The sequence below is a fragment of the Nocardia otitidiscaviarum genome (assembly GCF_007362295.1).
GTDB classification, from domain to species: Bacteria; Actinomycetota; Actinomycetes; order Mycobacteriales; family Mycobacteriaceae; genus Nocardia; species Nocardia otitidiscaviarum.
In genome coordinates this window covers 1,699,990-1,720,787 of sequence record NZ_CP041695.1, presented here as the reverse complement: position 1 = coordinate 1,720,787, position 20,798 = coordinate 1,699,990, and the positions used below count along the sequence as shown (strand labels likewise).

Annotated in this window: 19 protein-coding genes and 1 pseudogene; 13 read left to right on the top strand and 7 right to left on the bottom strand. The window is 70.5% G+C overall.

Translation table 11 applies throughout. The annotated features are described in order from the left end of the window. The first annotated feature begins 48 nt into the window (after positions 1-48). On the top strand, positions 49-765 hold the full coding sequence (aztA, locus tag FOH10_RS07280; protein ID WP_244961741.1) for a zinc ABC transporter ATP-binding protein AztA: 717 nt from the start codon (positions 49-51) through the stop codon (positions 763-765). Here aztA and FOH10_RS07275 read toward each other — a convergent pair. Continuing rightward, on the bottom strand, positions 743-1,774 hold the full coding sequence (locus FOH10_RS07275; RefSeq protein WP_143980139.1) for a ParA family protein: 1,032 nt from the start codon (positions 1,772-1,774) through the stop codon (positions 743-745). The two genes, aztA and FOH10_RS07275, sit on opposite strands and share 23 nt — an antisense overlap. A gap of 145 nt (positions 1,775-1,919) precedes the next feature. On the opposite strand from FOH10_RS07275, the gene FOH10_RS07270 reads away from it, so the two are divergent. Next, on the top strand, positions 1,920-2,591 hold the full coding sequence (locus tag FOH10_RS07270) for an alpha/beta hydrolase (RefSeq protein WP_143980138.1): 672 nt from the start codon (positions 1,920-1,922) through the stop codon (positions 2,589-2,591). 77 nt (positions 2,592-2,668) lie between these two features. Here FOH10_RS07270 and FOH10_RS07265 read toward each other — a convergent pair whose 3' ends face one another. Further along, positions 2,669-3,298, bottom strand: coding sequence for a GNAT family N-acetyltransferase (locus FOH10_RS07265; RefSeq protein ID WP_228812376.1), 630 nt, complete (start codon positions 3,296-3,298; stop codon positions 2,669-2,671). 93 nt (positions 3,299-3,391) lie between these two features. Between FOH10_RS07265 and FOH10_RS07260 the strand changes: the two genes are divergently transcribed. After that, positions 3,392-4,213 carry a TetR/AcrR family transcriptional regulator gene (locus tag FOH10_RS07260; RefSeq protein ID WP_143983910.1) on the top strand — a complete coding sequence of 274 codons (822 nt, stop codon included), beginning with the start codon at positions 3,392-3,394 and terminating at the stop codon, positions 4,211-4,213. Here the strand turns inward: FOH10_RS07260 and FOH10_RS07255 are convergent. Beyond that, positions 4,210-4,773 carry an RNA 2'-phosphotransferase gene (locus FOH10_RS07255; protein WP_143980137.1) on the bottom strand — a complete coding sequence of 188 codons (564 nt, stop codon included), beginning with the start codon at positions 4,771-4,773 and terminating at the stop codon, positions 4,210-4,212. The two genes, FOH10_RS07260 and FOH10_RS07255, sit on opposite strands and share 4 nt — an antisense overlap. Before the next feature lie 301 nt (positions 4,774-5,074). On the opposite strand from FOH10_RS07255, the gene FOH10_RS07250 reads away from it, so the two are divergent. Together FOH10_RS07250 and FOH10_RS07245 are read left to right on the top strand one after the other, a co-directional pair. Beyond that, entirely contained in the window at positions 5,075-6,577 is a 1,503-nt protein-coding gene (locus FOH10_RS07250) for a leucyl aminopeptidase (protein ID WP_143980136.1), read from the top strand. Between the two features lie 143 nt (positions 6,578-6,720). Continuing rightward, positions 6,721-7,203: a thioredoxin family protein gene (locus tag FOH10_RS07245; protein ID WP_143980135.1), complete on the top strand. Its 483-nt coding sequence runs from the start codon at positions 6,721-6,723 to the stop codon at positions 7,201-7,203. Between the two features lie 6 nt (positions 7,204-7,209). Here the strand turns inward: FOH10_RS07245 and FOH10_RS07240 are convergent, their stop codons facing one another. Continuing rightward, positions 7,210-7,536 (bottom strand): hypothetical protein, encoded by a 327-nt coding sequence (locus FOH10_RS07240; RefSeq protein ID WP_039814114.1) that lies wholly within the window; start codon positions 7,534-7,536, stop codon positions 7,210-7,212. Between the two features lie 538 nt (positions 7,537-8,074). Here FOH10_RS07240 and sucB point away from each other — a divergent pair. From sucB to FOH10_RS07210, 7 genes are all read left to right on the top strand, one after another. Beyond that, the gene (gene sucB, locus FOH10_RS07235) at positions 8,075-9,847 is read left to right on the top strand and encodes a 2-oxoglutarate dehydrogenase, E2 component, dihydrolipoamide succinyltransferase (protein WP_143980134.1); all 1,773 of its coding nucleotides are present in this window, start codon (positions 8,075-8,077) and stop codon (positions 9,845-9,847) included. A 2-nt stretch (positions 9,848-9,849) separates the two neighbouring features. Beyond that, positions 9,850-10,743: a TIGR01777 family oxidoreductase gene (locus tag FOH10_RS07230; protein ID WP_143980133.1), complete on the top strand. Its 894-nt coding sequence runs from the start codon at positions 9,850-9,852 to the stop codon at positions 10,741-10,743. A gap of 142 nt (positions 10,744-10,885) precedes the next feature. Next, complete coding sequence (locus FOH10_RS34725) at positions 10,886-11,044, top strand: hypothetical protein (RefSeq protein ID WP_186000749.1); 159 nt, start codon at positions 10,886-10,888, stop codon at positions 11,042-11,044. An 88-nt stretch (positions 11,045-11,132) separates the two neighbouring features. Beyond that, positions 11,133-11,645, top strand: a complete 513-nt coding sequence (locus FOH10_RS07225; RefSeq protein WP_039811978.1) for a GNAT family N-acetyltransferase — start codon at positions 11,133-11,135, stop codon at positions 11,643-11,645. Further along, positions 11,642-12,463, top strand: a complete 822-nt coding sequence (gene lipB, locus FOH10_RS07220; RefSeq protein ID WP_143980132.1) for a lipoyl(octanoyl) transferase LipB — start codon at positions 11,642-11,644, stop codon at positions 12,461-12,463. The genes FOH10_RS07225 and lipB overlap by 4 nt, the downstream gene beginning before the upstream one ends. A 43-nt stretch (positions 12,464-12,506) precedes the next feature. Next, positions 12,507-13,601 (top strand): lipoyl synthase, encoded by a 1,095-nt coding sequence (gene lipA / locus FOH10_RS07215; RefSeq protein ID WP_425326132.1) that lies wholly within the window; start codon positions 12,507-12,509, stop codon positions 13,599-13,601. Between the two features lie 153 nt (positions 13,602-13,754). Next, positions 13,755-15,956, top strand: coding sequence for an elongation factor G-like protein EF-G2 (locus FOH10_RS07210; protein ID WP_143980131.1), 2,202 nt, complete (start codon positions 13,755-13,757; stop codon positions 15,954-15,956). 6 nt (positions 15,957-15,962) lie between these two features. On the opposite strand, the pseudogene FOH10_RS07205 reads toward FOH10_RS07210, so the two are convergent. Next, positions 15,963-16,691 (bottom strand): annotated as a pseudogene (locus FOH10_RS07205) (HNH endonuclease family protein); the annotation flags it as partial. A 427-nt stretch (positions 16,692-17,118) separates the two neighbouring features. On the opposite strand from FOH10_RS07205, the gene FOH10_RS07200 reads away from it, so the two are divergent. After that, entirely contained in the window at positions 17,119-18,609 is a 1,491-nt protein-coding gene (locus FOH10_RS07200) for an alpha/beta fold hydrolase (protein ID WP_143980129.1), read from the top strand. Between the two features lie 34 nt (positions 18,610-18,643). On the opposite strand, the gene FOH10_RS07195 is transcribed toward FOH10_RS07200, so the two are convergent. Together FOH10_RS07195 and FOH10_RS07190 are read right to left on the bottom strand one after the other, a co-directional pair. Then, positions 18,644-19,288, bottom strand: a complete 645-nt coding sequence (locus tag FOH10_RS07195) for a response regulator (RefSeq protein ID WP_143980128.1) — start codon at positions 19,286-19,288, stop codon at positions 18,644-18,646. A gap of 65 nt (positions 19,289-19,353) precedes the next feature. After that, on the bottom strand, positions 19,354-20,595 hold the full coding sequence (locus FOH10_RS07190) for a sensor histidine kinase (RefSeq protein WP_221937937.1): 1,242 nt from the start codon (positions 20,593-20,595) through the stop codon (positions 19,354-19,356). Positions 20,596-20,798 lie beyond the last annotated feature (203 nt).

Below are 20,798 nucleotides of genomic sequence, written 5' to 3'. Positions count from 1 at the left end.
ACGGCACCTTATTATGGAAATGATTTTCAATACAAGTTAGGTGATGAAGTGAACGATCGCGACACCGCGGCGGTGCGGCTGCGAGGGCTAACCGCCGGTTATCGATCCCGAGCGGTGCTGCACGAGATCACGGCCGACATCCCGGCCGGTCGGGTGACCGCGCTCGTGGGGCACAACGGATCGGGGAAATCCACCCTGCTCGGCGTCCTGGCCGGAGTGATCACCCCCTCGGCGGGCACCGCCGAACGCACCGGCAGCCGCCGACCCGCGCTCGTCGTCCAGCAGGGCAGCGTGCCCTCGACCCTCCCGATCACGGTGCGCGAGACCGTGGCCATGGGCCGCTGGGCACATCGCGGGCCATGGCGGCGGCTCACCCGCGACGACCGACGCGTCGTGGCGGACTGCCTGGAGCGGATGGGAATCGCCCACCTCGCCGCGCGGCGGCTCACCGACCTCTCGGGCGGTCAGCGACAGCGCGCGCTACTCGCGCGCGCCCTGGCGCAGCAGGCGGACCTGCTGCTGCTGGACGAGCCCGCCGTCGGGTTGGATATCGAAGCACAGCAGCAGATCTCGCGCACGATCCGGGAAACCGCCGCGTCCGGGATCACCGTCGTGCACGCCACGCACGACCGCGCCGAGGCGCTCGGCGCGGATCACTGCCTGCTGATGCGCGACGGCGGACTCGCCGACTCCGGAGCGCCGGAGCGGGTGCTGGCGACGGCCCCGGCGGCCGAACCGCCCGCTATCGCCCCCACGCCAGCTTGATCCTGGTGGTGGACAGGAAATCGTCGGTCAGCTCGCGCAGTGCCAGGAACTGTCCACCGGTCCCGTACTTCTGCCGCAGACTGCCGAAGTCGAGGTATTCCGCGGCCGCCGCGATCTGATTCGATTCCGGAATCCGCGTCGGGAACAGGCGCGGCAGACTGCGGTCCCGGCGCAGGTCGTCAAGTATGCGCTGATGCACGGCCGAGGAGCGGCGGTACTTGGTGACCACCACGCCCAACTCCTCGATGGGAGCGCCCCACCGCGCCGACAGCTGCCGGATTCTGGCCTGCACCGCCGGAATGCCGTAGGTGGACATGAAATCTGGAATGGTCGGGATGAGGTAGCCGTCGGCGATGCGCAGGCCGTTCTGGGTGACCAGGCCCAGACTCGGCGGACAGTCGATCAGCACATAGTCGTAGTCGAACAGCACGCCGCTGAGCGAGTCGGCCAGCACGGCGGTCGGATCCACCGCCCGGACGTGGGTCAGATCGTCCTGGAGCGCAATGAGTTTGAGTGAGGACGGCAGCAGGTCCACCGAGGTGACGGTGCGCATGGCGGAGACGCGGGGCTGCACCAGCCCGGCCGCGTCGCGCGGGCGGTAGCCCTCCACCACATCGCCGAACACCGCCGCCAAGGTGTCCGCACCGGCATCCAGTTCGACCGCCCGGCGTTCACCGACCATCATGGTGGTGAGATTGCGCTGCGGATCGAGGTCGATGAGCAGCACCCGCTTGCCGAACTCGGCGGACAGGATCTCCGCCAGGGCCGCGGTGGTGGTCGTCTTGCCCACCCCGCCCTTCAGGTTGAAGGTGGCGACCACGTAGGGGCGGCTGCGGCCCGGTACCGGGTTCTGCTCCCAGATGCGTTGCGGGCGTTCGAAGTGCAGAATACGGCCGCTCTTGTCGGGCCACGCCCAGTCGAAGCCGTCGGCTTCGGCGAATCCCACCGAGCGCGCACGCTCCCCGGACACCACCTCACCGCGCAACTCCACCAGTTCGAAACCCTTCATCCCATGACCGCCGCGACGATCCGGTTCAGCCTAGTAACCCGGACCCGCGGCGACCGGTTACGACACCGGCGGGTTGAAACATCATGCGCTCTATCGTGAGCCAGAACACAAATGAGGATGACCTCAGATCTGCCACAATGCCTCGGTGCGTTATTTCGAGGGTGTGAGCGGCCTGGTGCATTACCGGAGGTGGCCGATCGAAAACCCCAGGGCGGTAGTCGTTCTGCTGCACGGGCTCGGACAGCAGAGCGCCGATTACCACCGGTTCTGCCGCGCGGCCAATCGATCCGGTGTCGACGTGTGGGGCATCGACCACATCGGACACGGCCTGAGCGAAGGCGACAGCGAGGCCATGCCGCCCATCGACGATCTCGCGGCCAATGCGGTGCGGCTCACCGCACTGGCGCGAACCGAACACCCCGAGCTACCGCTGATCATGGTCGGGCATTCCCTCGGAGCCGGTACCGCGCTCATCGCCATGCAGGACCGAGGTGCCGTGGTGGACTCGGTGTCGGGCGTGGTGCTGCTGGGATCGCCGGAACGAGCCGCGATCCTGGACGTTCCGGCCCCGCGCGTCCCCACGCTGGTGCTGCACGGCTGCGACGACCGGCGGGCTCCGATCGCGCCGATCAAGCGGTGGTGCGCGCAGCGGCCGGGCACGCGGATGCGCGAATTCCTCGACGCCGGGCACGATCTGCTGCACGAGCCGGGATATCGCGCGGTCACCGAGGCGATTCTGGAGTTCGTCCAGGACGCGGTGCGCCGGACCTCGATGCCTGCCCGACGCGTGCCGGGGTTGCCCGCTGTCGCCGTGTGAAGGCAGCCGACCCCGGTCGCGGTGACCGGGGCGGATGCCTCTTCCGACCGCTGGCGAGCGCCCGCCGACCGTCGATCTCAGCCGCGGAACCACATGGGCCGCAGGGTGGGACCGTTCTCCGGCAATTCGATGAGGTCGCCGTCGAGGACGAACCCGCAGCGCGCGTACAGGCGCGAGGAGCGTTCGGTGCTGGCCTCCAGGTAGGCGGGGACGCCCGCCTCGGAGGCCGCCTTGGCCCGCTCGGTGACGATGGCGGCTCCCGCGCCCTTGCCGCGGTGCTGCGGCAGCGTCACGATGACCTGTAGATAGCGGTGCGGGAATTCGGTCGGGTGACTCTGCTCCAGCAGACCCGACAGCGCCCGCAAACGCCGGAAGGGCGGCAGCGGAGCCTGTTCGTACAGCTCACGCATCTGCTCGGCTTCGCGCTGGACGCGCTCCCGGCCGGTGACGGTCTGCCACAGCGAGACCGCCCAGATCTCGTCCCCGGCCCCGGCGACCCACACCTCGTCCTCGCGCATGGTGCGCTCGATCATCTCCGGCGCGTACTGCGCGCGGAACTGTCGGGAGATCTCCGGATGCCCCGCCATGATCCAGCTGAACACCACCTCGTCGGCGGTCGCCTCGGCGAAGACCGCGGCCACCCGGTCGAGCTCGTCCAAGCCCGCGCGGCGGACCGTCGGCGTCGTCACCATCTCCGTCGTACCCATCTCTGCAACCTCCCGATCTGAACGGTGTCTTCGGGGGCCAAGGTATGGCGATGCCGACGGGGTTACGACAATTTCGTCACACTGGATGTCGTGATGAAACCAGAGACGCCGGAGTGCGCGGTGTGCGGCGAGGCGATCACGCATCCGTCACGCGGACGCCGACGCCGGTACTGCTCACGGTCCTGTCAGGCGCGGGCCTACCGGGCGCGGTCGCGGCCGGCCGCGCCACCGCGTCGCAGCCCGCCGCGACGGCTCACCACCGTCGCCGTGGTGCGCGCGGCCGTGGAACTCGCCGATCGGGAGGGCCTGGAGGGGCTGTCCATGCGCCGTCTCGCCACCGAACTGGGCGTGGCGACCGCCAGCCTGTACCGCCACTTCCCCGACCGCGACACCCTGCTCGCGGAGATGGCGGAATTGACGCTCGCCGAAACCCCTCCGCCCCCAGCCGATCTCACCGGCTGGCGGGACGGGCTCGGTTACGAGGCGCTCGGCGAATGGCGGCTCTACCGCCGCCACCCCTGGATGCTGCCGGTGCTCGCGCAGACCCGCCCGCCGCTGGGACCGACCCTGCTCGACTCCCTGGAGCGCGCCTTCACCGCCCTCTACCGACCGGGTATGACGCGGGAGAGCATGCTCACCGTCTACCTGTCGGTATCCGGCCTGGTGCAGGGACTGGCGCTGCTGCTCACCTCCGAACGCGCCCCGCTCGGTCCGCAGACCACCGCCGAGGACGTGGTGGAGATGGTCACCCCCGAATCCCACCCGATGCTCGTGCGCTACTTCGAAAACGAAGCCGGGGGCCTCGATCTGGACCTGGACCGGCTGCTCGGGGATTGCCTCGCACTGCTCTTCGAAGGCATCGCCGCGCGCCACTACCCCACCGAGCACGCGCCCAGCGGAGCACCCGACCGCTAGGACACCGCGGTCGAGTCCGCGACGCCCAGATATCGGGGCGGGACCTCGGCCACCAGCCAGACACCATTGCCGGTGACGAAGAACTCGTGGCCGTCGCGGTGCATATCCGCCGCCGCCACGGCGAGAACGGCCGGGCTGCCGTGCCGTGTGCCCACTGTGCGGGCGGTGTCCGGATCGGCGGACAGGTGCACGGCATGGCGGCGCATGGGGAGCAGGCCCCGCGACCGGATCAATGGGAGGTTCGATCGGGCCGTGCCGTGGTAGAGCCGCGCGGGCGGCGCGGCCGGGGCGTAGCCGAGGTCCACCGGAACGGAGTGACCCTGCCGTGCCCGGATCCGGGTGCCGCTCGCGTCGAATTCGAAGCGCCGCTTGTTGTTCCGCTCGACGACGAGGTCGAGCTGAGCGCGCGTGAAACCCTTTCCGTGCGCGGCCGCCTGTCGCAGCAGCGCCGCGACGGGCACCCAACCCGCCGCGTCCAGGTCCAAGCCGATGGCCTCGGGGTGATGCCGCAGCCAGTTCGACAGCCGCTTGGACACTTTCACTACGTCCCTGTCGTTCATGGTCCGATCACGGTCGCATACCGAGCGGCGCGGCACCAGGCGATAATGCCGTGCCGCGTCCCCGAACTACCCGCCGGAACCCGGCGCCGGCTCGTCGGAGCGGTTGATCAGGAAGCCCACCGCGAAGGCGGCCACGATCGCGGCCGCTACCACTGCGGCACTCCACACGGTGCGGGATGCGTTGGTGCCTGACCCGAAAAGTCCTATGCGAGGCGTTACGTTACCCACCCGCAATTCGACAGCAACCGATACCGTCGCGCCCGGCACGCCGGTCCGCGGAGGGCGCAGTAACGTGGCAGCCATGACAGCTGTTGCAGATCGTTCGCTCGGACCGGAATTGGTACGCACCGTAGGCATCGGCGAGGCCGATGTCCTCGTCATCGGACTCACGAGTTCCGACGACGGACCCGCGATCGCCCCGGCGGACGCGTTCGGCGACGTACTCGATGCCGAGACGCGCGCGACTCTGCTGACCGCGCTGACCGCGGTCGGGGCCAAGGGCAAGGGCGAGGAGCTGACCCGGGTGCCCGCGCCCGCCGGACTGGGCGTGGACAGTGTGCTGGCGGTCGGGCTCGGCGCGCTCGACAAGATCGACGCGGAACAGATCCGCAAATCGGCCGGTGTCGCCGGGCGGGCGCTGAGCGGGGTCGGCACCGCCGTCACCACGCTGTCCGGACTGGATCTGGGCGCGGCGGCCGAGGGCTTCTACCTGGGCGCGTACACCTTCACGCCGTACAAGGGGAAGTCCGCGCCCAAGCCGGAGGAGACCCCGGTCAAACGGGTCGAATTCCTGGTGCCCGACCCAGGATTCGGTGAGGAGGCGCTGTTCCGCGCCCAGGCCGTGGCCGAAGCCGTCGCCACCGCACGGGATTTCGTCAACACCCCGCCCAACGACCTGTTCCCCGCCGAATTCGCCGACCGCGCCGCGGAATTGGCCAAGGCCGCCGGACTCCAGGTGGAGATCCTCGACGAGCAGGCCCTCGCCGACGGCGGATACGGCGGCATTCTCGGCGTCGGCAAGGGCTCCTCGCGGCCGCCGCGGCTGATCCGCATCACCTACGCGGGCGGCGACAAGAAGGTCGCGCTGGTCGGCAAGGGCATCACCTTCGACACCGGCGGCATCTCCATCAAGCCCGCGCAGAACATGGAGAACATGACCTCCGACATGGCGGGTGCGGCGGCGGTCATCGCCACCACCCTGCTCGCCGCCCGGCTGAGCCTGCCGGTCACCGTCACCGCGACCGTGCCCATGGCCGAGAACATGCCCTCGGCAACCGCCCAGCGACCGGGCGATGTGCTCACCCAGTACGGCGGCACCACCGTCGAGGTGCTCAATACCGATGCCGAGGGTCGGCTCATCCTGGCCGACGCCATGGTGCGCGCCGGTGAGGACGAGCCGGACTACCTCATCGACGTCGCCACCCTCACCGGGGCGCAGATGGTGGCCCTGGGCACCCGCACCCCGGGCGTCATGGGCACCGAGGAGTTCCGGGACCGGGTGGCCCGCCTGTCCCAGAGCGTCGGCGAGAACGGTTGGCCCATGCCGCTGCCCGCGGAACTGCGCGCCGACCTCAACTCCAAGATCGCGGACCTGGCCAATGTCACCAACCACCGCTGGGGCGGCATGCTCTCGGCCGGGCTCTTCCTGAAGGAGTTCGTCGCGGACGGGCTGCAGTGGGCGCACGTCGATATCGCCGGACCGTCGTACAACACCGGCGGACCGTTCGGCTACACCCCGAAGGGTGGCACGGGCGTCCCGGTTCGCACCCTCATCGCGACCATCGAGGACATCGCCGCGGAATAGCCGCGACCGCGCGGTGGGGTCGGCACCGGCCCCACCGCGCACGGCAAACCGGCTGTCGGACGGCCGATTACGGCCGTGCAATAATCCGGACCGATGCAGTCGACGGGCGGCTCCACGGTCCGGGCCGTTCGGGAGGGACCTCAATGGCCACACGCGCGCTGACCCAGCAGGACTTCCGCCAGGTGGTGGCGAGCAATCACATAGTGCTGGTGGACTTCTGGGCCGACTGGTGCGGATGGTGCAAGCGCTTCGCACCCGTCTACGACGCATCCTCGGTGACCCATCCGCAGATCGTGCACGCCACCGTCAACGGGGAGACCGAACCCGCGCTGGCCGCCATGGCCGAACTCACCGGCTACCCGACCATCATGGCCTTCCGCGAGGGGCTGCCGGTCTACAAGCACGCCGGCTACCTGACCGCCGCGCAGCTGGAAGACGTGGTGCAGCAGGTGCAGTGGATGGACATGGACGAATTCCGGCGGCAGACGGCCGAACAGCTCCGGCAGCAGCAGGCCGCGCAGCAACAGGCCCCGGCTGCCGAGACCGCGGCGGCCCCGGTCGCGCACCGCGCCGGACTCGCGGGCGGGCCGCCGCAATACGGCTGGCCGGGCCTGCGGGCGCGCTGACGCCCGTCAGTCGTCGGCGAGCATGGCGCGCCGCCGCTCGATGCGGCGGCGGGCGTCGTAATCGCGCATCCGCTGCGGATATCCGACCTTACGCACGTCGTAGACGGGGATGCCGAGCTCACCCGACAGCCGGTGCGCGCCACGCTCACCCACCACCCGGCGGGTCCATTCGCCGTCGTGGGCCACCAGTGCCACCGACACGTCCGTCACCGTGGTCCGCGGTTCCACGAACGCCTCCACACCCCGACGGGTGCGCGTCCAGTCCCGCAGGTAGTCGATATCCGCCGCCCGCGCGCCGGCGGCACCACCGCGGAGCCGATCCAGGAATCCCATCCGGCAACCTCCTCTCCGGAGCCTGGGAAACGTTCCTTCCCACCCTCGATACTGCCAGCGAAACACCAGGTGGGGACGGGCGCGCCCGGACTCCACAGCGAATACACAGCCGGAGCTCGCGCGGTGCTCGGATTCGAGACCACGCTCGGCACTGGCGAGTTCGAGGCCCACGGGCCGCACACGGCGTCGGGCAGGTCGGGAACATTCCCAGGTGGTGGGAAGAGTGGCGACCCGAATTCTCGGGTCACAGTGCTCGCGCGCGGTGAGTTGTGACACGCGCGATCGGCTATCACCGCTGCTCGCCGCGTCGCCGCGCCCGCTCACGGCGGCGGTGGCCGTCCCGAGAGGTGGACGCAACGACCGCCCTGTGACACGCCGCACGCGCGGTAGTGCAAGGATGGGTATCCGGAACAACAACCTACGGATCTCCGGGGCCACAGAATTGGCTGTGGCTGTACGGGACCCCGCGACCCGCGGTGGAGACCCGCCGAGAGAACGAACTGTTTAACCCGACGAGCAGTCAGAGGAGTCAACGGACATGGCCTTCTCCGTCCAGATGCCGGCTCTTGGTGAGAGCGTCACCGAGGGCACTGTGACCAGGTGGCTGAAGCAGGAAGGAGACACGGTCGAGGTCGACGAGCCGCTGCTCGAGGTCTCCACCGACAAGGTCGACACCGAAATCCCGTCGCCTGCCGCGGGCACCCTGGTCAAGATCTCCGCCCAGGAGGACGACGTCGTCGAGGTCGGCGGCGAACTCGGTGTGATCGGTGACGCCAACGAGGCTCCCGCACCCGCTTCCGCGCCCGCCCCCGAAGCCGCGGCCCCGGCCGCCGAGGAGAAGCCCGCTCCGGCCCCCGAGCCCGAGCCGGCCCCGGCCGCCAGCGCGCCCGCCCCCGAGCCCGCGCCCGCCGCCGCCTCCTCCGGTCCCGCCGAGGGCACCCCGGTGAAGATGCCCGAGCTCGGCGAGTCCGTCACCGAGGGCACCGTCACCCGCTGGCTCAAGCAGGTCGGCGATCAGGTCGCGGTCGACGAGCCGCTGCTCGAGGTGTCCACCGACAAGGTCGACACCGAGATCCCCTCGCCCATCGCGGGCACCCTGCTGGAGATCACCGCGCAGGAAGACGACGTGGTCAATGTCGGCGGCCAGCTCGGCGTGATCGGCAGCGGCGCACCGGCTTCCGCGCCCGCCCCGGCCCCGGCTCCCGCCCCGGCCCCCGAGCCGAAGCCGGAACCCAAGCCCGAGCCCGCTCCGCAGCCCGCCGCCGCGGCACCCAAGCCCGCGCCGGCCCCCGCGCCCGCCCCCGAGCAGAAGCCCGCCCCGGTCCCCGCCGGTGCGACCCCGGCCGAGGAGCCCTCCACCAACGGTGGCGGCGGACCCTACGTCACCCCGCTGGTGCGCAAGCTCGCCGCCGAGCACGGCGTCGACCTCGCCGCCGTGAACGGCTCCGGTGTCGGCGGCCGCATCCGCAAGCAGGATGTACTCGCCGCCGCCGAGGCCAAGAAGGCTCCGGCCCCGGCCGCCGCCGCCCCGTCGGCTCCCGCTGCCGCCGCGCCCGCCGCCACCGCGGCCCCGCGCCCGCAGCTGGCCCACCTTCCGGGCACCACCCAGAAGGCCAGCCGCATCCGGCAGATCACCGCCACCAAGACCCTGGAGTCGCTGCAGACCACCGCGCAGCTCACCCAGGTGCACGAGGCCGATCTCACCAAGATCGCGGCGCTGCGGGCCAAGGCCAAGAACTCCTTCCAGCAGCGCGAGGGCGTCAAGCTCACGTTCCTGCCGTTCTTCGCCAAGGCCGCCATCGAGGCGCTGGGCGTGCACCCGAACGTGAACGCCTCCTACGACCCGGAGAAGAAGGAGATCACCTACCACTCGGTGGTCAACCTCGGCATCGCGGTCGACACCGAGCAGGGTCTGCTGTCCCCGGTCATCCACAACGCCAACGACCTGTCCCTCGCGGGACTGGCCCGGGCCATCGCCGATATCGCCAACCGGGCGCGCACCGGCGGCCTCAAGCCGGACGAGCTGTCGGGCGGCACCTTCACCATCACCAACATCGGTTCGCAGGGTGCGCTGTTCGACACCCCGATTCTGGTGCCGCCGCAGGCCGCCATGCTGGGCACCGGCGCGATCGTCAAGCGCCCCATGGTGATCAGCGACAACGGCAGTGAGGCCATCGGCATCCGCTCCATGGCGTACCTGCCGCTGACCTACGACCACCGGCTCATCGACGGCGCCGACGCCGGCCGCTTCCTCACCACCATCCGACACCGGCTGGAAGAGGCGGCCTTCGAGGGCGATCTCGGCCTGTAGTCATGAAGGTCGTGGTGGCCGGGTCCTCCGGGCTGATCGGGACGGCACTGGTCGCGGCACTGCGCCGCGACGGGCACGAGGTGGCGCGCCTCGTGCGCCGTCCCGTGCGCGCCCGCGACGAGTTCTCCTGGGACCCGGCCCGCGCCGACCTGGATCAGCGCGCGCTGCGCGATGCCGACGCCGTGGTGAACCTCTGCGGCGCCAGCATCGGGCGGCGGCGCTGGACCGGCAGCTTCAAACAGGAGCTGCGCGACAGCCGCATCATCCCCACCGATGTGCTGGCCTCGGCGGTCGCCACCGCCGGAGTGCCGACGCTGGTCAACGCCAGCGCCATCGGCTACTACGGCATGGACACCGGTGACCGGGTGCTCACCGAGAGCGACCCGGCCGGAACGGGATTCCTGGCGGCGCTGTGCCGGGACTGGGAGGCCGCGACGCAACCGGCCGTCGACGCCGGAACGCGTACCGTGCTGCTGCGCAGTGCCGTGGTCATGTCCGCGCACGGCGGCATGCTCGGCATGCTGCGGCCGCTGTACTCCCTCGGACTGGGCGGCCGTATCGGCAACGGTCGCCAGTACATGCCGTGGATCTCGCTCGACGACGAGATCGGCGGTATCGTGCACGCCCTCACCCGACCGGCAGTCTCCGGGCCGGTGAACATGGTCGGCCCCGCCCCGGTCACCAATGCCGAGTTCAACCGGGCGCTGGGGCGCGCGCTGCACCGGCCCGCACCGTTCGTCGTCCCCGCCTTCGCCCTGCGCCTAGCCCTCGGCGAGTTCGCGGACGAGGCCATTCTGCACGGCCAGCGCGCGATTCCCGCTGTCCTCGAGGAGAGCGGCTACACCTTCACGCACCCCACCATCGGCGCGGCGCTCGCCGCCCTCGGCGACCGCTGACCCTGACCGGTGCCACCACTGGGGCGTGCCCTGTTTCGCGCGGCTATAGCCGGGTAACCCGTCAGTAGCTACCATGGATAACCCCACGTAAGACCCGTTGCTGCAGGTAAGCGGGCCGCCGAGCGAGACGGGCGTGACCGCCATGTTCAAAACCATTGATGTCAAATTGATCGCCGGCGAATTGGTTCTCACTCTCGCCATCCTCACCGCCGGGTATTCGATTCCGGACTTCGACAACCCGTTCCAGTGCGTGCCACATCTCGGCGATACCACCGAATTCCTCGCCTGCCTGGACCGATAGCCGGGCGAGAGCGGCGTCACAGCCCGGCGCTGGCTACCGTGAACGGGTGAGCGACGCCCCATCCCCCGCCGTGCTCGCACCGGCCGACCTGCTGGTGCGCGACGCCCGCCCGAGCGATCTGCCGGAAATCCTGGTGATCCACAACCACGCCATCGCCGAGACCACAGCCATCTGGGATACCGAACTCGCCGATCTCGGCGAGCGCACGGCCTGGTTCCAGGCCCGCACCGATGCCGGATGCCCCATCCTGGTCGCCGAGATCGACGGCGCGGTCGCCGGATACGCCAGCTATGGACAGTTCCGGCCCAAGTCGGGATACCGCTTCTCCGTGGAGAACTCGGTGTACGTCTCCGACCGGTTCCACCGGCGCGGCGTGGCCACCGCGCTGATGAGCGAACTGCTGGCGCGGGCGCGCCGGGGCGGCGTGCACGCCATGATCGCCGCCATCGAATCCGGCAACACCACCTCCATCGCCCTGCACGAGAAGTTCGGCTTCGCGATCGTCGGACAGCTGCCCGAGGTCGGGCACAAGTTCGGCCGCTGGATGGATCTGACACTCATGCAACTCGTCCTCGGCGATGGCGTAACGTCACAGTCGTGAGCGAGCGCACCACCCCCGCCCCGAGCACCCCGGCCGCAACCTCGGCCACCGGCGTCTCGGCCCGCTACGACAGCACGCCGCTGCTGGTCGAGGATCTGGGTCTGATCGACTACACCCTCGCCTGGGACCGCCAGCGCGCGATCGCCGCCGAACGCGCCGAGGGCATCGGTCAGGACCGGCTGCTGCTGCTCGAACATCCGTCGGTCTTCACCGCGGGCCGCCGCACCGAACCCGAGGACATGCCGATCGACGGCAGCCCGGTGATCGAGGTGGACCGGGGCGGCAAGATCACCTGGCACGGGCCCGGGCAGCTGGTCGGCTATCCGATCGTCCGCTTGGCCGAACCCGTCGACGTGGTCGCCTACGTGCGACGGCTCGAGGAGGCCATCATCCACGTGTGCGGGCAGCTGGGACTGCACGCCGGTCGCGTGGAGGGCCGTTCGGGAGTGTGGGTGCCCGCGAACGACTTCCAGCCCGAACGCAAGATCTCCGCCATCGGGGTGCGGGTGCAGCGCGGCGTCACCCTGCACGGGGTGTCGTTCAACTGCAATTCGGCGCTGGACGGTTTCCAGACGATAGTGCCGTGCGGAATCCGCGATGCCGGGGTGACCACGCTGACCCGGGAACTGGGGCGCGAGGTGACCGTGGCCGAGGTGCGGCCGCTGGTGGCCGAGGCCATCGCGCGGGCCCTCGACGGGGAGCTGCCGGTGAGCGAGCACGTCGTCGCCCGTGAGACCGCCAAGGTGGCCGAGCCGCGGCCGGAGGCGGCGTCGGGGTCGAAGTCCGAGGCGAGCGGTCCGGCGAAAGTCGAGGCCTGAGGGCCCTCCACGAGCCGAAGATCACGAGCGTAGAGTCGAAGAAGTGACCTCCGTCGACACCCCGACATCGAACCACCCGACCGCGGCCGACCCTGCGGCGGGCTCCACGGCACCCGCCGCGTCCGAGCGCGCCGCCGCACCCGCGGGCCGCAAGCTGCTCCGCATCGAGGCGCGCAACGCCGAGACGCCGATCGAGCGCAAGCCCAAGTGGATTCGCACCCGCGCCACCATGGGTCCGGAGTACTCCGAACTCAAGGGCCTGGTGAAACGTGAAGGGCTGCACACGGTCTGCGAGGAAGCGGGCTGTCCCAACATCTTCGAGTGCTGGGAAGACCGCGAGGCCACCTTCCTGATCGGCGGTGACCAGTGCACCCGCCGCTGCGACTTCTGCCAGATCGACACCGGCAAACCCAAGGCGCTGGACCGCGACGAACCGCGCCGGGTGGCCGAAAGCGTGCAGGCCATGGGGCTGCGCTACTCGACGGTCACCGGTGTGGCCCGCGACGACCTGGACGACGGCGGCGCGTGGCTGTACGCCGAAACCGTGCGCGCCATCAAGCGGCTCAACCCGCACACGGGCGTGGAGCTGCTCATCCCCGACTTCAACGCCGACCCGGACCAGCTGGCCGAGGTGTTCTCCAGCCGTCCCGAGGTGCTCGCCCACAATGTGGAGACGGTGCCGCGCGTGTTCAAGCGCATCCGCCCCGCCTTCCGCTACGAGCGCTCCCTGGCCGTGATCACCGCTGCCCGCGAGGCCGGGCTGGTCACCAAGTCCAACCTCATCCTGGGCATGGGCGAGACCCCGGAGGAGGTCACCCAGGCCATGCGCGACCTGCACGAGGCGGGCTGCGACATCCTCACCATCACCCAGTACCTGCGCCCGTCGCCGCGCCACCACCCGGTGGACCGCTGGGTCAAGCCGGAGGAGTTCGTCGAGCACTCCCGCACGGCCGAGGAGATCGGCTTCGCCGGTGTCATGGCGGGCCCGCTGGTCCGCTCCTCCTACCGCGCGGGTCGCCTCTACGCCCAGGCCATGCGGCACCACGGCCGCGAGATCGCGCCCGAGATGGCGCATCTCGCCGAGGAGGGCACCGCCTCGCAGGAGGCCACCTCGGTGCTGGCCCGCTTCGGTTCCTGAGCCGCGGCACAGACCTGTCGACGATGGCCCGGACAATGTCCGGGCCATCGTCGTATCCAACGCAAGATGGCGTATCGGCCGATTCGTGGACGCGATCCGCTCCCTGGTGGGAAGCTCGAAGTACCGCACGTGGCGACCAGGGGAGCGAGCCAGATGGTCGAGAAGACGAGTGCGTCGGCAGGCGCGAACGGTAGGGCAGTGACGGCCGACCGGCCGGAGGACATACGCAATGTGGTGCTGGTCGGGCACAGCGGGTCCGGGAAGACCACGCTGGTGGAGGCGCTGGCGGTGGCCACGGGGGCGGTGCCCAGATGTGGTCGGGTCGAGGACGGGACCGCGGTGTCCGACTACGACGACATCGAACAGCGACAGCACCGGTCGGTGCAGCTGTCGGTGGTGCCGATGGGGTGGGAGCATTACAAGATCAACCTATTGGACACCCCCGGCTACGCGGACTTCGTCGGGGAATTGCGGGCCGGTCTGCGCGCTGCGGACGCGGCCCTTTTCGTGCTCTCGGCCGCCGCCGGAGTGGAGGGGGTGAGCGGGCCGACGCTGGCGCTGTGGGAGGAATGCGCCAGAGTGGGCATGCCGCGCGCCATCGTGCTCACCCACCTCGACACCGCGCGCGCGGATTTCGACGAGATGACCGAGACCTGTCGCGACATCCTGGGCGGCGGAGCCGCGGAATCCATACTGCCGCTGCATCTCCCGGTCTACGGGGAGAAGGCCGCCGACGGCCACCGGCCGGTGCTGGGGCTGATCGACCTGCTCTCCCAGCACGTCTACGACTACTCCGCCGGTGCGCACACCGAGACCCCGGCCACCCCGGAGCAGGTGGCGCAGCTCGAGGAGGCGCGCAACCGGCTCATCGAGGGCATCATCGCCGAGAGCGAGGACGAGACCCTCATGGACCGCTACATCGGCGGCGAGGACATCGACCTCGCCACCCTGGAGGCCGATCTCGAAAAGGCCGTCGCACGAGGCAGTTTCCATCCCGTGCTGATCGCCGCGCCGCCACCGGAGGGGGCGCGGCAGGGGCTGGGCACCATGGAGATCCTGGAGCTGATCACGCGTGGATTCCCCACGCCCGCCGAACATCCCGTCTCCGCGACCGGAACCACCGGGGGCACACCCGAACCGCTGGTATGCGATCCGAAGGGGCCTCTGGCCGCCGAGGTGATCCGCACCTCCTCCGACCCGTATGTCGGCCGGATGTCGCTGGTGCGGGTGTTCTCCGGCACGCTGCGCACCGACGACACCGTGCACGTGTGCGGGCACGGGCCGTCCGAGACCACCAATCACGACGCCGATGAGCGGGTGGGGGCCGTCTCCGCACCGTTCGGCAAGCAGCAGCGGCCGCTCGGTCAGGCCATCGCGGGCGATATCGCCTGTGTCACCAAACTGTCGCGCGCCGAAACCGGCGACACCCTCTCGGCCAAGGACGCTCCGCTGCTCATCGAGCCGTGGACGCTGCCCGATCCGCTGCTGCCGGTGGCCATCGCGGCGCATTCCAAGGCCGACGAGGACAAACTCTCCCAGGGCCTGAGCCGACTGGTGGCCGAGGATCCGACGGTGCGGCTGGAACAGAATCCCGATACCCGGCAGCTGGTGCTGTGGTGTCTGGGTGAGGCGCACCGCGAGGTGGCGCTCGAGCGTCTGCGCACCCGGTTCGGCGTACAGGTCGATGTGGTCGAGCACAGGGTGGCGCTGCGGGAGACCTTCGCCGGCGCCGCCACCGGCCGCGGGCGGCATGTGAAGCAGTCGGGCGGCCACGGCCAGTACGCCATCTGCGAGATCGAGGTGCAGCCGCTGCCGGAGGGCTCCGGTATCGAGTTCGTGGACAAGGTGGTGGGCGGCGTCGTGCCGCGCCAGTTCATTCCCTCGGTGGAGAAGGGTGTGCGGGCGCAGGCCGCGCGCGGCGTGGTGGCCGGATACCCGCTGGTCGACGTGCGAGTGACGCTGTACGACGGCAAGGCCCACTCCGTCGACTCCTCCGACGCGGCCTTCCAGACCGCGGGCGCGCTCGCCCTGCGCGAGGCCGCCGCCGCGGCCCGCATCAACCTGCTCGAGCCCATAGCCGAAGTGCTGGTGGTGGTTTCGGACGACTACGTGGGGCCGGTGCTCGGTGACCTGTCGAGCCGGCGGGGGCGGGTGCTCGGCACGGAACCGATCGGGCGCGGCGGCCGCACCGCGATCAGGGCCGAGGTCCCCGAACTCGAATTGAGCCGCTACGCCATCGATCTGCGCTCACTGGCCCGCGGCGCGGCCGACTTCACCCGCCGCTACGTGCGGCACGAACCGGTACCCGCGCAGCTCGCAAACGGCATCCGCGACCAGGCCGCATCATCCGCCTGACCGTCAGCAGGCGTCGAGAACGCGTGTCATGGCGTCCTTCTCGGCCCGGGTCACCCAGAGTGCGTAGGCCGCTTTGACGTCGATCTGCTTGGCGACGTAGACACAGCGGTAGGGCTTGTTGGGCGGCAGCCAGGAGGCGGCGTCGCTGTCGCTCTTGCGCTGATTGGCGGGGCCGTCGACGGCGAGCAGGTTGCGCGGATCGTTGGCGAAGTTGCGGCGCTGGCGCGGGTCCAGCTGTTGCGCGCCCTTCTGCCAGGCGTCGGACAGGGCGACGACATGGTCGATCTGGACGGCGGCGGAGGTGTGCTGGCCGCGCCGGAAGTCGATGGTGGTGCCGGTGTACGGGTCGGCCAGGGTGCCGGTGGCGACCACGCAGTCGCGGGTGCCGGGCTTGTGGGTGATGCCGGTGAGGTCGCGGGCGAGGATGTCGTTGCGGGTATCGCAGCCATTGTGGCCGCCCGCCACATCCACGTCGTCGGACCAGCTGTCGCCGAACCGATCCCGGTCGTAGCCGGTCTTGGGGGCGCGTCCCTTCACCGGCAGGGTGTCGAGCAGGGCACGGGCCTCCTCGGTGGTCGGGACGCCCGCCGCCGACAGGTACGCGGTCTCGGCGGGGCCGGGCGGGGCGGTCTGGATCGTCATTCCGGCGCAGCCCGTCGACAGGGCGGTGGCGGCGAGTACGGCGACCAGGGTCGGACGGGTACGGCGGGCGGCACGGTCGAGCGTCCACGGCATTGTGGGTGGCGATCCTTCCGATGGGGGTCGGCGTTGCCGGGCCGGTCGCGGCCCGGTGAAAACAGCCTGGCGGCAAGGCAATCACCGGGCCGGGAACTTCCCGCGTGACCTTGCTCATAGCGGTGCGGCGCGGTGGTAGTGCTGGCGCTACCACCGGGCGGGTGCGTACCGGAGTTCGAATTCGGGTGTGCGCGGCACTGACGTGACCGGTGTGGATTCCTAACCTCGGAAGGGTGAGCGGGCGCATCGGTTCCCGCTTCCGAGCAGGAGGAATTATATTGCGCAGTAGGGCATTTCGGTGTCGCACCGGCCGGGTGGCGCCGGCCGGGGCGCTCGCGGGCACGGCGGAGCTCGACACGCCGGTCGAGCGGCCGGGCACGGCCGACCCGGTGGCGCACAATCAGCCCATGCGACTGGTGCGTGCGGCATGAGCTTCGGTAAATGGTTCGCGGCGCTGTGCCTGGTACTGCCCTTCGGAATCGGCTGTGCCACCGCGGACACCGCCGCCGCGCCCGAGCTGGACCGCTTCCACCACCAGCGGGTGGACTGGCGGCCCTGCGATCAGGAACGCCTCGACGAGGCCGGGGCGCAGTGCGCCGACGTCACCGTTCCGCTCGACTACGGCCGGCCGGACGGGCAGACGACGACCGTCGCCATCTCGCGCATCGCCGCCGATCCGGAGCGCAAACGCGGTGTCATGCTGTCGAATCCCGGCGGTCCGGGTGGCAGCGGGCTGGACTTCATGGTGGATGTCGGGGCGGCCATGACGCCCGAGGTGAAGGCGAGCTACGACCTGATCGGTATGGATCCGCGCGGAGTCGGACGCTCCGCGCCGGTCCGGTGTGACTGGCCGCGCGGCATCGGGCTGCAGGCGGCGGGTCCGGACGCGGCGAGCTTCGCGGCGTCCGTGGCGTCACAGGCCGAGCTGGCCGCGCGCTGCGCCACCGCGGAGGGAGAACGGTTGCGGCACATCACCACCCGCAATACCGCGCGGGATATGGATGTGATCCGCGCGGTGCTCGACGCCGAGCGGATCAGCTACTTCGGCACCTCGTACGGCACCTATCTGGGCGCGGTGTACACCGAGCTGTTCCCGGACCGGGTGGATCGGATGGTGCTGGACAGCGCGGTCGACCCGGAACGCAACGGACCGGTGGACATGGTGCGGGATATGGGTCCGGCCAATGAGGCGGCGCTGGACCTGTGGGCGGACTGGACCGCCGGACACGAACGCGACTACGGTCTCGGAGCCACCCGTGAGCAGGTGCGGGCGACCGTGCTGGAACTGCTGCGGCGTTCGGGGGAACAGCCGATCCGGATCGGCGAGTTCGCGGTGAGCGCGCACGAACTGCCGCTGATGCTGTTCACCGGGCTCGACGATCCACGACAGTACGGAATGGTCGCCGAGCAGGTGGCGCTGCTACGGGACGCGGCGCGGGGCCTGCCGGTGGCGATCACGCCGGAGCTGGACCAGGGGCTCGCCTTCGTGCTCGCCGCCGAGCCCGAGGACAATTCGGCGCAGATGGCGATCATGTGCGGCGACGTGGACGCACCGCGCGATCCGCTCTGGTACTGGAACAACCTCGAGCGGTCGCGGACCACGGCACCGGTGTTCGGGTCGTTCACCGACAACATCACGCCCTGCGCCTTCTGGGCCGCGCCCACGGAACCCCGCACGGTGGTGGACAATTCGGTACCGGCCCTGATCGTGCAGTCGACCGGCGACACCCGCACGACCTACGCCAATGCGGAGGGCATGCACCGCGCGCTGTCGGCGTCACGACTGGTGACGCTGCGGGATGTGCCGATTCACTGGATCTTCGGCCGCTATCCGAACACGTGCGTCTACGACGCCGTGAACGCGTACTTCCGGGACGGCACCCTGCCGGAATCGGATATCACCTGCGCCGCCGACTGACGTGCGGGCCCGAAACCCGCCCGGGTTTCGGGCCTCACGCGTTGAGGTAGGCGAGCACCGCCAGCACCCGCCGGTGCCCCGACTCGTCGGCCCCCAGCCCGAGCTTGGCGAAGATGCTCCGAATGTGTTTCAGCACAGCGCCTTCACTGACCACGAGGCGTTCGGCGATGGTGGCGTTGTCGTGGCCCTCCGCCATGAGCGCCAGCACCTCGCGCTCGCGCGGGGTGAGCGCCGCCAGCGGGTCATCGGCCTGGCGGCGCACCAGCAGTTGGGAGATCACCTCGGGATCCATGGCCGTTCCGCCGTCGGCTACCCGGCGCAGGGAGTCCAGGAAGCGGGCGACCTTGCCGACGCGTTCCTTCAGCAGGTAGCCGACACCACCGGCGCCGTCGCCGAGCAGTTCGGCGGCGTAGCTGTCCTCCACGTACGCCGAGAGCACCAGCACCGGCAGCCCGGGGTGAATCTCGCGGGCGCGCACCGCCGCTCGCAGGCCGTCGTCGGTGAAGGTCGGCGGCAGCCGCACATCCACCACCACGGCGTCGGGCCGCTCCCCCGCGAGCGCGGCCAGGAGGTCGCCGGCATTGTCGACGGCCGCGACCACCTCGATCCCGGCGGTGTTCAGCAGCAGGACGAGCCCCTCCCGCAGCAGGGCATCGTCCTCGGCGATCATGACGCGCACAGCGACTCCACGACGCACACCCTACCGAGGCGTGACCACGGCCCGGGACCGCGACGAGCCCCGGGTCACAGCCGCGACGGCAGATCCACCCGCAGCACCGTCGGCCCACCCGCGGGGCTGGTCAGGGTCATGCGGCCGTCGAGTGCCTCGGCGCGACGGCGGATGCCCGCCAAGCCACCACCGTCGATCTCCCGGGCCGCACCGATGCCGTCATCGCGCACCCGCACCGTGAGCAGGTCGGCGTCACCGGCGACCGAGACCGTGACCGACCGCGCGCCGGAATGTTTGGTCGCATTGGTAATGGCTTCCGCCACAACGAAATAGGCGGCCGCCTCGACGGCGGCGGGCCAGCGGCCGGTGGTGGCGACCTCCAGCGCGCACGGAATCGGACTGCGGGCGGCGAGGGCGGAGACGGCGCTGGCCAGACCGCGATCCGCCAGCACCGGCGGGTAGACGCTGCGCAGTACGTCGCGGAGTTCGGCGAGCGCGTCGGTCGCGGTGTCCTGGGCCTTCCGCATGAGTTCGCGGGCTCGGTCGGGGTCGCGGTCGTGCAGTTGCTCGGCCAGCCCCAGCTGCATGATCACCGCAGCGATGCGGGCCTGCGCGCCGTCGTGCAGATCGCGTTCGATGCGGCGCAGTTCCGCGCCGTGGGCGTCGAGGGCGGCGGCGCGGGTGGCGGTCAGCTCGGCGACCCGGCCCGCGAGGGCGATATCGGGGGCGGGGGCGAGGAACCGGCGGGCGACCCGTGCCTGCCCGCGGGCCATGGCGGGGATCAGCAGGGTCAGCGCGCCGATGGGAATCGCGAAGGCGAGATTGACCAGTGCGGTCGGCCACGAGGTGACGGGAAGGCCGAAGGTCGCGATCGATCCGGGCGGCAGCGCCTGCCAGTACAGCGGTATCAGCAGCTGGTTGACCGCGCTCAACGGCAGTGCGACGGCGAGAGCCGCGAGCGTCGAGCCGGTGACGGCGTGCACGCACAGCCAGCCGATATCGCGCCGGTTCGCGGGATCGGTGAACACCGTGGCCACCCGCTGCCGCAGCGGCGCGGCGAAGGGCCGGTACACCTCCGGAATCGCCTCCCCCAACCGCTCCCCCGCCCGGGTGCGCTCGAATCCGAGCAGCGGCCGGATCATTCGGACCGCATCGGGCAGCAAGGGAATTCCCACGCCCACCAGACACAGTGCGCCCGCCGCGAGCAGCGCGACCAGAACGAAGATCGACAGCAGCGACGTCGCCCCGCCGATCACCAGATACCGCACCGCCGACCGGAGCGCTCGCACCCGGTCGACCAGCACACCCCACGTCACCCGACCACCGTAAGCGCGAGCGACGGGTCCCACCCCGCCGGCCTGCGGGTACCCGCGCACCAGCGGGCTCGGCACGACGGACCGAAGCGGCCGGACGACACGGTGACCGCATGACACGGCGACCGGTGACACGGCAGCACACGCCACGGCGATCGGGCCGGTGGATCGGACGACCGAGCCCCGCCGTGCCCGCTGTTTCCGAG

Excerpts from the sequence above, each read along its gene's own strand:
- FOH10_RS07275 (WP_143980139.1), bottom strand. The coding sequence starts at position 1,774 with ATGAAGGGTTTCGAACTGGTGGAGTTGCGCGGTGAGGTGGTGTCCGGG.
- FOH10_RS07265 (WP_228812376.1), bottom strand. The coding sequence starts at position 3,298 with ATGGGTACGACGGAGATGGTGACGACGCCGACGGTCCGCCGCGCGGGC.
- FOH10_RS07260 (WP_143983910.1), top strand. The coding sequence starts at position 3,392 with ATGAAACCAGAGACGCCGGAGTGCGCGGTGTGCGGCGAGGCGATCACG.
- FOH10_RS07255 (WP_143980137.1), bottom strand. The coding sequence starts at position 4,773 with ATGAACGACAGGGACGTAGTGAAAGTGTCCAAGCGGCTGTCGAACTGG.
- FOH10_RS07250 (WP_143980136.1), top strand. The coding sequence starts at position 5,075 with ATGACAGCTGTTGCAGATCGTTCGCTCGGACCGGAATTGGTACGCACC.
- FOH10_RS07245 (WP_143980135.1), top strand. The coding sequence starts at position 6,721 with ATGGCCACACGCGCGCTGACCCAGCAGGACTTCCGCCAGGTGGTGGCG.
- FOH10_RS07240 (WP_039814114.1), bottom strand. The coding sequence starts at position 7,536 with ATGGGATTCCTGGATCGGCTCCGCGGTGGTGCCGCCGGCGCGCGGGCG.
- sucB (WP_143980134.1), top strand. The coding sequence starts at position 8,075 with ATGGCCTTCTCCGTCCAGATGCCGGCTCTTGGTGAGAGCGTCACCGAG.
- FOH10_RS07230 (WP_143980133.1), top strand. The coding sequence starts at position 9,850 with ATGAAGGTCGTGGTGGCCGGGTCCTCCGGGCTGATCGGGACGGCACTG.
- FOH10_RS34725 (WP_186000749.1), top strand. The coding sequence starts at position 10,886 with ATGTTCAAAACCATTGATGTCAAATTGATCGCCGGCGAATTGGTTCTC.
- FOH10_RS07210 (WP_143980131.1), top strand. The coding sequence starts at position 13,755 with ATGGTCGAGAAGACGAGTGCGTCGGCAGGCGCGAACGGTAGGGCAGTG.
- FOH10_RS07200 (WP_143980129.1), top strand. The coding sequence starts at position 17,119 with ATGAGCTTCGGTAAATGGTTCGCGGCGCTGTGCCTGGTACTGCCCTTC.